Source organism: Lapidilactobacillus salsurivasis (assembly GCF_054785215.1).
Map to the genome: position 1 here is coordinate 127,593 of NZ_BAAABI010000004.1, position 13,885 is coordinate 141,477.

Sequence of the window (13,885 nt, forward strand, 5' to 3'; positions counted from 1 at the left end):
GGGGAAGGTGTCAGCGTCAACTTCGATCAAAAAAACGCCACCGTCAGAGTGAAGTGTGCCACCCCAGTTTAGCTGGGGTGAGCAACTTCATTCATGATGGTGGCGCTTTTTGTTGCCAATAAATGGTGCTAAGCCCTTCTGTGCAGGCCGCTGACCGAGCCAATCGGCCAGTTTAATTCGTCGCGATATTCATAAACGGATCCATCAGGTGATGCGGCTTACGCTGGGACCACAAGACCCATTGATTCAAGGTGGCCGCCACCAGGAAGACATCGGCCTGATCTTGGTCGGCCGCGACAGTTAATTTGAGGCCATCAAGATTCTTCTTGGCGATGGTCGGCTCCGTGCTGAAAATTTGATGAACACCGTGGGTCGCTTGATAAGTGTTGTTGGCGACGGAACCCAGAATCGTCCAGTTCAGACCAGATACAAAAGCGAACTGGTGCCAGACACCGCTTAATCGGTTCATTTGTCCAATTTCGCGGCCTTGTTTTTCGATGTGGAACGTGGTCAAGTGTTTGCGACGGATCTGGGTGACACTGCCCACATATTGCCCGTTGATGGTCAACAATTGGAGGCCGTCTTGGTTGAACCCAAAACGGCCGGTAATGATCATGATCGGATGATAATCTTGGTCGAAAACAAACTGGCTGTTGATGCCACCGATCGTTTGGTTGAGTAAATAATAGATCGTCATTGGCGCAGCCCGGCCCTACGCATCGTGATCATGGGCCAGCGCCCAATTGATCGCCTCAGCCACCCCATCATTCAGATTGGTGGCGGTGGTGAAGCTGGCGATTTTCTTGATCGCTGGCAGGGCATTGCCCATGGCCACCCCCACGCCAGCGGCCTCGATCATGGAATAATCGTTGAGATTATCACCGATTGCCATAACATTTGCGGCGGGCACACCTTTTTGCTGGGCGTAATCCAAGAGGGCGAGGCCTTTCTGCGCTTTGATACTGTTGATTTCGATATTGTTTGGTGAAGAGGAGGTAATCACCAACTCTTCACTGCCAGCGTATTTGGCGCGGATGCTGGCGAACGCGTCTGGTCCTTCCTCAGAGAACACAATCAGTTTCATGATTTGAATCGTGGGATCGTCGACTAATTGTTGATAGTCAGTCACATAGTTGATGTTGACGATCTCCAGGCGCGCGGCAGCCAGGGCGACGGCGATTTTGTACGAGGTGTCGGGGTTTAAATTGACCAACAGATCGGCCACGTGCTGGATGCGTCGGACTTTACTTTCCGAGAAGATCCCCCGATTTGTCACCAGCTCGAAATAAAACTGCCGCGTTTTGAGCAGGGTAACCAGTTCTTGAGCCAACTGCTTGGGCAATGGTTCGGAGACGACCAGCTCACCAGCGGCATTATAAACTTGGGCACCATTCAGGGTGATGTAAGCAGGATGAAGACCGCTTCGTTGCAGAATGGGTTTGGCTTCGCTCAGACCGCGACCAGTGGCGACCATAAACTCGATCCCCGCTTCTTGAGCCTTCTGGATCGCCGCGACTGTTTTCGGTGAAATCTCCATGTGATCATTCAATAAAGTACCGTCCATGTCTGATGCTATGATTGAAATCAAAAAATCACCTTCTTATAGAGTTAATTTTAGTGTAGCATAGAGTTGAACAATATTGTATCAACCACCACTAACTATTATCAGGAGTTGATCAGCTGGTCAGCTTCAGAGCATTAGCCTAGCAACTGTTTTGGCGGCGGTTTATGCCTCCAGAATATCTGTGTAGCTAAGCGGAAGAAGCAAGGTCGGAGAGCACGTTTAAAAAGAAAGGGGCCGGCGGGACGTCCAAGTCGTTGAATTAACACAGATTAGTTCGGATTGGACTTTCCTTCTCAGACTGAACTGAGGGGGTTCCGCCTAAATTTGTCATGAAACAATTGATTCCTAATGACTGGCAAGCTATTCTTGAACCAGTTTTCGCTTCGCCAGAATACACGCAGTTGCACCAGTTCTTGCGCCAAGAATACCAAAATCAGACCATTTATCCTGATATGTATCATATTTTTCAAGCGTTTGACTGGACTCCCTTCGCTGAAACGAAAGTAGTGATTCTAGGGCAAGATCCCTATCATGAACCGGGGCAGGCTCACGGCTTGAGCTTTTCCGTTCGGCCGGGAATCGCGATTCCACCGTCGTTACGGAATATATACCAGGAGTTGGCTACTGACGTGGGCGCACGGCCGGTGCAGCACGGTTATTTGAAGGCTTGGGCAGATCAAGGGGTCCTATTGCTCAACTCGGTATTGACGGTTCGCGCCCACCAAGCATACTCGCACCGAGGGCGTGGTTGGGAAATGTTGACAGATCAGGCAATCAAGGCGCTTTCTCAGCGTGGTGGGGTGGTGTTTATTTTGTGGGGCGCGGCGGCCCGGGCTAAGCGTGAGCTGATCGACGAAACGCGCAACACCGTTTTGACATCGGCCCATCCTAGCCCTTTATCTGCTTATCGTGGCTTTTTCGGCTCGAAGCCTTTTTCTCAGGCCAACGAAGCCTTACAACGCTATGGGGAACAGCCGATCGATTGGCAGTTACCGACAACGCCAGAGACCCCAATAGCAGATAAAAAACCACAGCATCCAGCGAATTAGGCTAGGCGAAACGACGAAAACGCGGTAGAATGGAAGCTGTATGTAAAAACGCTTTCTCACGGAGGGAATTATTCATGGATTTATTTGAGAGTTTAAAAGGAAAAATCAACGGCAAAAATATTAAAATTGTTTTCCCAGAAGGGGTCGAACCTCGGATCATTGGCGCGGCGGTCCGACTCAAAGCTGATCAGATCTTAGATCCAGTTCTGTTGGGCCCGATTGATCGGATCAAGGATGTAGCGGCTAATAATGGCTTTAATGTTAGCAACCTGACTTTGATCGATCCTAACACCTATCCTGAAGCTGATTTCGCAACGATGGTGGCGGCTTTTGTCGAACGTCGTAAGGGTAAAGCAACTGAGGAACAAGCCCAAGCAATTTTGCGCGATGGCAATTATTTCGGGACCATGTTAGTCTATTTAGGTGAGGTTGAGGGGATGGTCTCAGGCATCGTTCATTCAACTGGGGAAACGGTGCGGCCAGCATTACAGATCATTAAGACTAAGCCTGGTGTTTCTCGGACTTCAGGCGCATTCATCATGCAGCGGGGTCGAGACCAAGAGCGTTATCTCTTCTCTGATTGCGCGATCAATATCGATCCTAGCGCGCAGGAATTAGCGGAAATCGCGGTTCAATCAGCGAAGACGGCGGAGTTATTCGACATTGACCCTAAAGTCTCCATGTTGAGTTTCTCAACGAAAGGGTCGGCGAAATCGCCACAAGTAGATAAAGTGGCGGAGGCGACGAAGATTGCCCAAGAATTGGCGCCAGAATATGTGATCGATGGTGAATTACAATTTGACGCTTCTTATGTGCCATCGGTTGGCGCGCAAAAGGCACCAGGTTCACCAGTGGCTGGGCAAGCGACTGTTTATGTTTTCCCAGAATTGCAATCAGGCAATATCGGCTACAAGATTGCGCAACGGTTGGGTCATTTCGAAGCGATCGGACCGATTTTGCAAGGCTTGAACAAGCCCGTTTCCGACCTTTCTCGGGGTGCTAATGAAGAAGACGTCTATAAATTGGCGATCATCACAGCGGCGCAATCTCTGCAATAATCATTTCAGTACTGATTCTGGAACAATAAAGGAAGAACAATTTTGCAATTTCAAACAAGAAACGCTGAGGAAACAATCGCGGTGGGTCAGTTGTTTGGTCAGCAGGTCACGGCCGGCGATGTTTTATTGTTGACCGGAGACCTCGGCGCCGGCAAAACAACTTTTACCAAAGGGTTGGCGGCCGCGCTGGGCATTACCCGTCCAGTCAAAAGCCCCACCTTTACCATTATTCGTGAATACCGTACCGGCCGCCTACCGCTGTTTCATATGGATCTATATCGGTTGGAAAACAGCTCGCCGGCGGAGCTGGGCTTGGAGGAATATTTCGCTGGGCAAGGGGTTTGCGTGGTGGAATGGCCACAGTTCGGCGGTGATGAACTGCCACTTGATTATTTGGCGGTTACAATCCAGCGGGTGGCTGACGCCGACGAGCAACGGAAGTTCACGTTGACCGCCACGGGGCCGCAGTCACAAGCGCTGTTACAACGGTTGCAAGCGGGGTTGCCCCATGACTGAGCCGCGTGATGTGACGGTCTCTTTGCGTAGCGCGGAACCTGAGGACGCAGCGGCTTTACAGGCGTTTTGGCGGCAGGAGGTGGCGCCCTGTGATTTGATCACGGGCGACGACGCCACGCTGACCATGAGCTTGCCCCACCTGGCTGATCAGTTGGCGGCAATCGCGGCGACGCCCAACAATTTGTTATTACTGGCGTGGGCGCCGGAACGAGAATTGATTGGTTATTTGCGGTTGGCCGCCAGTAGCGAGACGGCGGTCGCCCAGGTCGCCGAGTTGGGCTTGATCGTGGCTGCGGATTATCGGAATCAGGGGTTAGGTCGGGCGTTAATGACCACGGCTTTGGATTGGGCTGAGCAGGAATCACCGCTTCATCGAATCCAATTGGAAGTGCAGCAGCGTAATCAGGCGGCGCGGCGGTTGTATCAGGCGCTGGGATTTCAAGAGGAGGGCCACTTGGTTGACGCCTATCGCGCCACGTCTGGACAGTGGCTTGACACGATTTTAATGGCGCGGCTGCTTTAAAAACGTCCGCCTCGGCCAGAACTGCTGTACCACAAAAAAACATGATCCGGTCAGGCGACTGGGTCATGTTTTTTAGTAGTGTGAATTAGGCGACGGTGACCATTTTGCGCAAAAGCGCGGGGCCAAATTGCTGGGCTTCTGTGAGTAGGATCTGAGCGCAAGCATAGCTATCAGCCAAAGCGTGGTGATGATTGACCAGATCCAGCTGCAAATAATCGGCTACGGTGTTCAACTTATGATTCGGCAGCTCCGGGTAAAAGCGGCGGCTGGTTTTGACCGTATCTAGGGTTAGAAAGTGGGGCGGCTCGATCTGGTAGTGGGTCAAGGTTGACTGGAGCACCTTCACGTCAAAACGAGCGTTATGTGCCACCACCAGTTGGTCCAGTGAGAACAAAGGGGCAATATGTGGCCAAACGGTGGCGAAAGTTGGCGCGCCGGCTACCATTTGCGCAGTTAATCCGTTCACCTTGGTGTTCCAATAACTAAATTCCGCCTGTGGATCGATCAAGGTGTAGAAATGGTTGACGATTCGATCGTTGCGCACCACGACCAAGGCTAAAGAACAAGCGCTTTCTGGTCGCGGATTGGCCGTTTCGAAATCAATTGCTGTAAAATTCATGACGGTTATCCTTCAATTCCTAAATCATCGGTGAGCAGTTCCACCGGACAGTGATCAGAGCCGTAAACGTCGGTGAGGATGCGGGCATCTTTTAGGTGCGACGTCAGATCTTGAGAAGTGACGAAGTAGTCGATCCGCCAACCGGCGTTGTTGTCCCGTGCGTGGAATCGGTAGCTCCACCAAGAATAAATACCACTTTGATCCGGATAGAAATGGCGAAAGGTGTCTGTAAAGCCAGCGTCCAAAAGGGTGGTGAAACTTTGCCGCTCCTCATCTGAGAAACCGGCGTTGCGCCGATTTGTCTTGGGATTTTTCAAATCGATTTCTTCGTGGGCGACGTTGAGGTCCCCACAGAAGATGACACTTTTCTTGGTGGCCAAGTCACTCACGTAAGCGCGGAAAGCCTGATCCCAGCTAAGCCGGTAATCAAGGCGTTTCAATTCGGCTTGCGAGTTTGGGGTGTAACAGGTGATCAGGTAGAAATTAGGATATTCCAGGGTGATCGCGCGCCCCTCTTGATCGTGTTCGGCGATGCCCAACCCATAGTGGACACTTAACGGCTGATGTTTAGTGAAAATCGCCGTCCCAGAATAACCTTTCTTCTGGGCGTAATCGAAGTATTGTTGATAACCGGGCAGATCCAACTCGACTTGCCCCGCCTGCATCTTCGTTTCCTGCAGACAGAAGAAATCGGCGTCTAATTGATTAAAGGTGTCGATAAAATCCTTTTTGAGGACAGCGCGTAAGCCATTCACGTTCCAAGAAATAAACTTCATTTTCCGCTAACTCCCTGCTAATTGATTTTTTGAAAATCGTGATGATCGCCGGCGCCAGATTTCACGCCAACGCAATCACCAAGCCACCCTCTAGTTTACCAAATTTTCGCCATCCCCGCTGAGAAAAAATAGAGTGCGAGCCAGCCCGGGTAGCTTCTGAGCATTAACCTAGCTAGGCTTTTGGAGGCAGGTCTTTGCCTCCGAAAGCCTAGCGTAGTTAAGCGGAAGAAGCTGGGCTGACGAGCACGTTTCAAAATAGAGTGCGGAGCGCAACGGGTTGCTTTTGAGCACGACTAGCGATTTGTTGCAGATTGGCGCAGACAATCTGTGACAAATCGCGTATCGGCGCAGAAAGCAGTTGCGGGCAGCACGTTTCAAAATAGAGTGCGAGGCGCAACGGGTTGACTTCGAGCATTAACTTAGCTAGAATTTTGGAACCTTGACGGTGCCGGTTTTCTACGGAGTGCTAGGCTGATGATAGTTATTTAGCTGATTATTTGGTAAGATATTGAAGGAGACAAAGCCAAACGCTTGCCAGACTGACTTTTTACTCGGGGCCGATTTGGGGGCTGGCGTGATTGGCTGGCAGTGATGACCTGCCAGTTGGACCGGGGAGTCCGCTGATCATGGCGAAGCAGTCAAAGCAAGAAAGCAAAGTTAAGAAATCTAAATCATAAAAAGGATCCGATCGTTGATGTTAAATTCATTATTTTCTGATTTGAATATTCCAATTCAGGCAAATGCGCCGATGTCCGACTATACTTTCACGCGGACAGGGGGGCCGGCGGAATTGCTGGCCTTCCCCGAAACGGAGTCAGAAGTGGCTGCCTTGGTCCAGCGCGCTTATCAAAAGCAGATCCCGGTCACCATTATTGGCAACGCGAGCAATCTGATTATTCGCGACGGTGGTTTAGCGGGGCTAGTGGTTTTGTTGACGCGGATCGACGACATTCGCCATGAAGGGTTGAACTTGGTCGCCAGCGCCGGCGCTCCGCTGATGGCCGTTTCCGAGGCCGCTTATCAGTTTGGGCTGACTGGACTAGAATTCGCGGCTGGCATTCCCGGCAGTGTTGGCGGCGCGGTTTTCATGAATGCCGGTGCCTATTCGGGCGAGGTCAGTGATGTGATCACGAGTATCAACGTGCTGGATGAGCGCGGAAACTTGCGGCGCATCAGCGGGGCCAACCTTCATTTCAGCTATCGGCATAGCGTGATTCAAGAGCAGGTCTTGACGGTTTTGAGCGCGACCTTTGCGCTCCGCCCAGGCGAACGGCGAACGATTCGCCAAAAGATGGATGAACTCAACGCGGCGCGCGCCAGTCACCAACCGCTGGAGCTGCCTTCTTGCGGCAGTGTCTTCAAACGTCCACCTGATCACTATACCGCGCCCCTGATCCGTGAAGCCGGCCTGCAAGGTAAAATCATTGGTGGCGCCCAGGTTTCGTTGAAGCACGCTGGTTTTATCGTCAATATCGATCAGGCCACGGCGACGGATTATTTGCAACTGATCGCGTTGATCCAACAAACAGTTTGGGCTAAGTTCCAAGTTCGATTGGAAACTGAGGTGCGCATCATTGGCCGTGAACCAGAAGCAATCCCTGCCCAGAACGCCGAGTAACGACGGCATGCGCGGGCCCAAGCGGGTCAATTTCGTCCGCTGGTTACACGAAGTTAAGCTGGACCCCCGAAAAATATAAAATATCAAAAAAGCCGCGTACTTGGCGGCGTTCGCTGGATTCGCAGAGTCATCTGCGCCTTGAACGCCCACCAAGACGGGCTTTTTTACTGTTTGTCAGGAGAAAGTCGATCAATTAGGCCTGCTCCTTTTTGTTTGGGGTGGCGCCGATTCAAGCTTAATTAGGTTGAGTATTGCGGGGACGGCGGCTGCGCAGTTTCACTAAGGTGCGTTGATGATGCGGGGTTTGGGTGTAGTTTTGCAAAACTTCCAGTAGTTGATCCAAACCGATTTCCGTGAAAGTAGGGCGCTTGTCCGCCGCCGGCCAGAAATTATTTTCGAAGAGTTGCCATAATTCTTCGCGATCGCTGGTCGGATAATTGACCGAATCAACCCCATGTAAGGTGATCCCGCGAAGAATGAAAGGAAGCACGGTTGTGGTCAGCTTGATGCCGCTGGCGTTACCGCTACTGACGACTTGACCATTACTCTGGACTTGGGCCAAGACATCGGCTAAGAAATCACCGCCTAAATTATCGAACACCACCGCATACTTTTGGCGGGCCAATGGCTTCTTCGGGGTCAATTGTAAGTCGGCCGGATCGATCACCTGGGCCGCTCCCAGGGTGGTCAGTCGCTCGGTTAGCGCCGTTTGCCGGGTGACGACCGTGATATTGCTGTAACCCAATTGGGCCAGGATCGCCAACTGCCAGCCACCAACGCCACCAGTAACGCCACTGATCAGGATTGGGGTATCCTTCGCAGCCATCGCGCGACTGTCCAGCACTTTCGTTAAGCCAATGGCCGCGGTGACACCGGCGGTTCCAATCAAGGCCGCGTCTTGGACCGTGCGCTTTCCAGTCAATGGATGGAGGAAATCTCCAGGGACATCAACGATTTCTTGATAGCCGCCGTCAATTTGAATGCCAATTTGCCAACCGGTGCCCACAACGGCATCGCCGCTTTGAAAACGATGATCCGTTGATTCGATCACCCAACCGCTGAAATCAATGCCTGGAACCCGTGGAAAGTCGCGGACGACACCGCTCCGTGGTTTCAGGACCAGCGCGTCTTTATAATTGATATCGCTATAAGTAATCTGCACGCGGACGTGATCAGGGGCCAAAGTTGTCACCGGGCGGTTCGTGAGGCTGGCCACCGGTTGGTCATCGATCAGTTCAACGACTAAAGCTTTTTTCTGCATAGTTTCTCCTTCAGTGCGCTGTTATTTATCCCACCTGAGCTGCTTGGCCAACAGATGAAGCGCATTCTTCTATTTGTATTATAACCTGAAATAGCTGCGCTGACTAGGCGGCTCGTCTGGTGATTTGGCGGCCCAGGCAGTCGAATGACGGTGCCGATCAAGCGAAAGCATCCGCCCGTCCAGAACTAAGCGGGCATCGGTGAAAAAAACCAGCCGCTTTTGTTCAAAATACTTGGCAGAAGCAGGGAAAATCAGTTATACTGAGTGAAGTTTTGGTAAACTCAAAGTTAGATAACTTTTTGTTTACTAATGATTAGAAAATGGACAACTTGGGAGCAGACAGAGGGAGGTTGAGCATGGCATTTGGGCAGAAATTACGGGCTTTGCGGGTGATGAAGAACCTGACGCAAGAAGAGTTGGGCGAACGAACGGATCTGACGAAGGGCTATCTCTCGCAATTGGAGAACGATCAAGCGTCGCCAACGGTAGACACTTTGACCGACATTTTAACGGTGCTGGGCGTCAGTCTGGCGGAGTTCTTCACGGAAGAACCTAGTCAGGCGACGGTGTTATTCGGAATGGATCAGCAAGTAGATCATGTGGATGAGGGCTTAGGTTATCATTTGCGTTGGTTGATCAATGATTCCAACGAACGGGAAATGGAGCCGGTTTTATTGACGATCGAACCTGGCGGCAAATTTAAAGCGTTTGATCCGTCACCGGCGGAAACGTTTGTTTATGTGCTTAAGGGCAGCGTTGGTTTACATTTAGGCGATGAAGTGATCAACGCCCGAGCGCACGAATCGCTTTATTTCACGGCGACTAATCCGCACCAGCTAACGAATACTACGGCAAAACCGGTCACACTCTTGCTAGTGGCCACCGCATCATATTTATAGGGGGCAGGGTAATGGCAACACCGATCATTGAATTAAAGGGCATCACGAAACAGTACGACGATGGTTTCGTGGCTTTGACAAATATTAATTTGACCATCGAACAGGGTAAATTCTATTCCCTACTAGGCCCATCTGGCTCTGGGAAAACAACGATTTTACGGATCATTGCTGGTTTTACTACCGCCAGTCAGGGGCAAGTGTTGTTCAATGGGCAACTGATCAATGACCTTCCGCCAAACCAGCGTAAGGTCAACACAGTTTTCCAGAATTACGCGCTGTTTCCACATTTAGATGTGTTTGATAATGTGGCGTTTGGCTTAACGTTACAGAAGCGCCCAAAGAAGGAAATCAAGCGCCGGGTGCTTGACGCGCTTAAGCTGGTTCAGCTACCGGGGTACGCCAATCGGGAGATCAGCGAACTGTCTGGGGGCCAACAGCAACGGGTGGCGATTGCCCGAGCGATTGTCAATGAGCCGGCGGTATTATTGCTGGATGAGCCGTTGTCGGCGTTAGATATGAAGTTACGGCAGGATATGCAGTACGAATTGCGGGAGTTGCAACAACGGCTAGGCATCACGTTTATCTTCGTGACCCATGATCAGGAAGAAGCGCTGGCCATGAGTGACGAGATCTTTGTGATGGATAATGGCAAGGTGCTCCAAAGTGGGACGCCGGTGGATATTTATGATGAGCCGATCAACCATTTTGTCGCTAACTTTATTGGCGAGAGCAATATCTTACCTGGGAAAATGTTGGCCGATTATCAAGTGGAGTTCGTGGGCAAATCCTTTGAATGCGCTGATGGGGGCATGCGGGCCAATGAAGCGGTGGAAGTGGTGCTGCGGCCGGAAGATCTGGATATTACCACCGCTGATCAGGGTAAATTAGTCGTCAAAGTCGATACGCAACTTTTCCGTGGCGATCATTTCGAAATCATTGGCATCGACGCCGATGGGAACGAATGGCTGATCCACTCCACCAATCCGGTGCGTGACGGTAAGGAAATCGGGTTGACCTTCGAGCCGGAAGATATCCACGTTATGCGTTTTGGTGAGAAAGAGGCCGATTTTGACGCGCGGTTGGAGCAGTACGAGGAGGATTGAGCGTTCATGAAGAAAAGCAAACAGTTTTTTATGGTGCCTTACTTCCTCTGGATCGCATTGTTTGTGGTGGCACCGCTACTCTTGATCCTGTATCAGTCCCTAACTGATGGACAGGGTCATTTCACGATCCAGAACTATCTGACCTATGGTTCGTCTTCAGTCTATTTGAAAATGTCGCTGAATTCTTTGTGGTACGCTTTCTTGATCACTGTGATCACTTTGTTGATCAGTTATCCCGCGGCGTATATTCTAAGTCGGCTGAAGCATCAACAGTTATGGTTGTTGTTGATTATTTTGCCCACGTGGATCAATTTGTTGCTGAAGGCCTATGCTTTCATTGGCTTGTTCAGTCGCGCTGGGGCGGTCAATCATTTCCTCATGTTCATTGGGATCGGTCCGAAGCAGATTCTGTTTTCAGACTTCAGTTTCTTATTGGTGGCCAGTTACATTGAAATTCCCTTCATGATTTTGCCGATTTACAACGCGATCGTGCAATTGGATCCGGCCTTGCCAAACGCCAGCCGAGATTTGGGCGCCAGTCCTTGGCAAACCTTCCGGCTGGTGACGTTCCCCTTGACCTTGAGTGGGGTCAAGGCGGGGGTTCAGGCGGTCTTTATTCCTTCACTATCCTTATTCATGCTGACCAGGTTGATCGGCGGCAATCGCGTCATCACTTTAGGAACCGCGATCGAGGAACATTTCCTGACGACAATGAACTGGGGGATGGGCTCAACCATTGGCGTGATCTTGATCGTGATGATGTTTGTGATCATGATTCTGACCAATGATCGGAAGAAGAAACGGCGGGAGGTCTTGGAAGATGAAAAAGCCACGCATTAGCTCGTTATACTTGATTTTGGTGTTTATTATTTTGTACACACCAATCTTCTATTTGATCTATTATTCCTTCAATGCCGGCGGTAATATGAATAATTTTACCGGCTTTACCTGGGAGCACTATCGCACCTTGTTTTCTGATCAGCGGATCTTGGTGATTGTCTTGGACACCTTGCTGATCGCGCTGCTGTCGTCCTTGGTGGCGACGATCGTGGGGACCTTTGGCGCTTTGGGTATTTCCGGGCGCAAGAAGGCCGCGACCCGTTCGACGTTACTGACCTTAAACAACGTGCTGATGGTGTCTCCGGATGTGATCATTGGCGCCAGTTTCTTGATTTTGTTCACCTCATTAGGCATCGGGCTAGGCTTCGGGTCTGTTTTAGTGAGTCATATCGCTTTCTCGATTCCGATTGTGGTGTTAATGGTTTTGCCGAAAGTCAACGAGCTGGATCCGGCTTTACTGAACGCGGCCCAGGATTTAGGCGCTAGCAAGGCGCAGACCTTTTGGCGGGTGATCATTCCTTACATTACCCCGGGCATCTTGTCCGGCTTCTTCATGGCCTTCACCTACTCACTGGATGATTTCGCGGTCACCTTTTTCGTGACGGGCAATGGCTTCACCACCTTGTCTGTCGAAATATATTCGCGGGCGCGGCAAGGTATTAGCCTGGAAATCAACGCGTTATCCGCTGTGATGTTCATTTTCGCCTTGTTGTTGGTGGTTGGTTATTATTTCGTCAACCAATATTCTCGCAGTCGTCGGCAACGGCAGAAACGCCACGAACAGGCGGAGGTGACGTTAAGATGAAGAAAATCATGATGATGATGGCGACGATCTTGGCTCTATGTGGGGTTTTGTTCATTGGCAGTAAACAATTGTCGGCGCAAGCTGGCGCGACCACCCAAGCCAACACCCTGAATCTTTACAATTGGGGTGACTATATTGACCCAGCGCTGCTCAAGAAGTTCGAGAAGCAGACGGGCTATCACGTGCAATATGAAACCTTTGACAGTAATGAGGCGATGTTTACCAAGATCAAGCAAGGGGGCACTGCCTACGATTTGGCCATTCCCAGCGACTACATGATTGAGAAGATGAAGAAGGCCAAATTGCTCCTGCCTATCGATCAGCAACAGTTGTCTAATTTCAAATATCTGGATCAGCATTTCCTCGATCAGTCGTTTGATCGTGGTAATCGCTATTCGATTCCTTATTTCTGGGGAACGTTGGGGATCATTTACAATGATCAGCAGGTCAAAGCCAGTGAAGTTCAACATTGGGACGATCTTTGGGCGCCTAAATGGCAAAATGACTTGATGTTGGTGGACTCCGCCCGGGATATTCTGGGCATGACTCTGATTTCGCAAGGGCAATCGGTGAATACCACCGACACGGCGATCTTGAACCAGGCCTCGCGGAAGTTAGACCGACTTTCAATCAATGTTAAAGCGATCGTGGCTGACGAGATCAAGACTTACATGATTCAAAACGAGGCACCCTTGGCTGTGACCTGGTCAGGGGAAGCTGCGGAAATGATCGATCAGAATGACCATCTGCACTATGTGGTGCCCAGTGAAGGCAGCAACGCGTGGTATGATAACATGGTCATTCCCAAAACGGCCAAGCATCAAAAGGCCGCTTATGCGTTCATGAATTTCATGTTGGCGCCAGAAAACGCGGCCCAAAACGCGGAATACGTTGGCTACGCGACGCCGAACAAAGCGGCCAAAGCGCTCTTACCGCGGAAGATTCGGGCTGACCGCCAATTCTATCCGCCCCTGAGCACCGTTGAAAAATTGGAAGTTTATCAGGATCTGGGTTCAGAGAAAGTCGAACAGTACAATGACCTCTTCTTGAAATTTAAAATGTATCGACAATAATAATCAGAGTGCGAGCCAGCCCGGGTAGCTTCTGAGCATTAACCTAGTCAGGGTTTTGGAAGCGGGTTTCGCTTCCGGAATCCTGACGTAGTTAAGCGGAAGAAGCTAGGCAGTGAGCACACTTCATCTGCAATTCGTCAATCATCCGGACCCCAGTCGGTTCGGGTGTTTTTTTTGGTAA

At 50.7% G+C, this 13,885-nt stretch carries 15 protein-coding genes; 10 read left to right on the forward strand and 5 right to left on the reverse strand.

What is annotated here, in order from left to right; all coding sequences use genetic code 11:
• Positions 1–172: 172 nt before the first annotated feature.
• Both ACYVSB_RS06440 and ACYVSB_RS06445 read right to left on the reverse strand, forming a co-directional pair.
• Complete coding sequence (locus ACYVSB_RS06440; protein ID WP_461218820.1) at positions 173–697, reverse strand: LURP-one-related/scramblase family protein; 525 nt, start codon at positions 695–697, stop codon at positions 173–175.
• A 15-nt stretch (positions 698–712) separates the two neighbouring features.
• Complete coding sequence (locus tag ACYVSB_RS06445) at positions 713–1,588, reverse strand: Cof-type HAD-IIB family hydrolase (RefSeq protein WP_461218821.1); 876 nt, start codon at positions 1,586–1,588, stop codon at positions 713–715.
• 305 nt (positions 1,589–1,893) lie between these two features.
• Between ACYVSB_RS06445 and ACYVSB_RS06450 the strand changes: the two genes are divergently transcribed.
• The 4 genes from ACYVSB_RS06450 to ACYVSB_RS06465 all read left to right on the forward strand — a co-directional run bounded on the left by ACYVSB_RS06450 (position 1,894) and on the right by ACYVSB_RS06465 (position 4,710).
• Complete coding sequence (locus ACYVSB_RS06450; RefSeq protein WP_461218822.1) at positions 1,894–2,613, forward strand: uracil-DNA glycosylase; 720 nt, start codon at positions 1,894–1,896, stop codon at positions 2,611–2,613.
• A gap of 74 nt (positions 2,614–2,687) precedes the next feature.
• Entirely contained in the window at positions 2,688–3,671 is a 984-nt protein-coding gene (gene pta, locus ACYVSB_RS06455) for a phosphate acetyltransferase (protein WP_461218823.1), read from the forward strand.
• A 39-nt stretch (positions 3,672–3,710) separates the two neighbouring features.
• A complete protein-coding gene (tsaE, locus tag ACYVSB_RS06460) occupies positions 3,711–4,187 on the forward strand; it encodes a tRNA (adenosine(37)-N6)-threonylcarbamoyltransferase complex ATPase subunit type 1 TsaE (protein WP_461218913.1) in 477 nt (158 codons plus the stop codon).
• Complete coding sequence (locus ACYVSB_RS06465; RefSeq protein ID WP_461218824.1) at positions 4,180–4,710, forward strand: GNAT family N-acetyltransferase; 531 nt, start codon at positions 4,180–4,182, stop codon at positions 4,708–4,710. Before tsaE ends, ACYVSB_RS06465 begins: the two co-directional genes overlap by 8 nt.
• Positions 4,711–4,795: 85 nt before the next feature.
• Here ACYVSB_RS06465 and ACYVSB_RS06470 read toward each other — a convergent pair whose 3' ends face one another.
• Positions 4,796–5,329 carry a 3'-5' exonuclease gene (locus ACYVSB_RS06470; RefSeq protein ID WP_461218825.1) on the reverse strand — a complete coding sequence of 178 codons (534 nt, stop codon included), beginning with the start codon at positions 5,327–5,329 and terminating at the stop codon, positions 4,796–4,798.
• Between the two features lie 5 nt (positions 5,330–5,334).
• Positions 5,335–6,105, reverse strand: coding sequence for an exodeoxyribonuclease III (locus ACYVSB_RS06475; protein ID WP_461218826.1), 771 nt, complete (start codon positions 6,103–6,105; stop codon positions 5,335–5,337).
• A gap of 694 nt (positions 6,106–6,799) precedes the next feature.
• On the opposite strand from ACYVSB_RS06475, the gene murB reads away from it, so the two are divergent.
• Positions 6,800–7,723: a UDP-N-acetylmuramate dehydrogenase gene (gene murB / locus ACYVSB_RS06480; RefSeq protein WP_461218827.1), complete on the forward strand. Its 924-nt coding sequence runs from the start codon at positions 6,800–6,802 to the stop codon at positions 7,721–7,723.
• A 235-nt stretch (positions 7,724–7,958) separates the two neighbouring features.
• On the opposite strand, the gene ACYVSB_RS06485 is transcribed toward murB, so the two are convergent.
• Positions 7,959–8,984, reverse strand: coding sequence for an acrylyl-CoA reductase family protein (locus ACYVSB_RS06485; RefSeq protein WP_461218828.1), 1,026 nt, complete (start codon positions 8,982–8,984; stop codon positions 7,959–7,961).
• Positions 8,985–9,340: 356 nt separating this feature from the next.
• Here ACYVSB_RS06485 and ACYVSB_RS06490 point away from each other — a divergent pair, with 356 nt between their 5' ends.
• Genes ACYVSB_RS06490 through ACYVSB_RS06510 form a run of 5 tightly spaced genes read left to right on the forward strand, consistent with a single transcriptional unit; the run spans position 9,341 to position 13,704 of the window.
• Entirely contained in the window at positions 9,341–9,883 is a 543-nt protein-coding gene (locus ACYVSB_RS06490) for a helix-turn-helix domain-containing protein (RefSeq protein WP_125598370.1), read from the forward strand.
• Positions 9,884–9,894: 11 nt separating this feature from the next.
• A complete protein-coding gene (locus ACYVSB_RS06495; RefSeq protein WP_461218829.1) occupies positions 9,895–10,986 on the forward strand; it encodes an ABC transporter ATP-binding protein in 1,092 nt (363 codons plus the stop codon).
• A 6-nt stretch (positions 10,987–10,992) separates the two neighbouring features.
• Positions 10,993–11,826, forward strand: a complete 834-nt coding sequence (locus tag ACYVSB_RS06500; protein ID WP_461218830.1) for an ABC transporter permease — start codon at positions 10,993–10,995, stop codon at positions 11,824–11,826.
• Positions 11,807–12,631: an ABC transporter permease gene (locus ACYVSB_RS06505; RefSeq protein ID WP_461218831.1), complete on the forward strand. Its 825-nt coding sequence runs from the start codon at positions 11,807–11,809 to the stop codon at positions 12,629–12,631. Before ACYVSB_RS06500 ends, ACYVSB_RS06505 begins: the two co-directional genes overlap by 20 nt.
• Positions 12,628–13,704 carry an ABC transporter substrate-binding protein gene (locus tag ACYVSB_RS06510; protein ID WP_461218832.1) on the forward strand — a complete coding sequence of 359 codons (1,077 nt, stop codon included), beginning with the start codon at positions 12,628–12,630 and terminating at the stop codon, positions 13,702–13,704. Before ACYVSB_RS06505 ends, ACYVSB_RS06510 begins: the two co-directional genes overlap by 4 nt.
• The last annotated feature ends 181 nt before the right edge of the window (positions 13,705–13,885 follow it).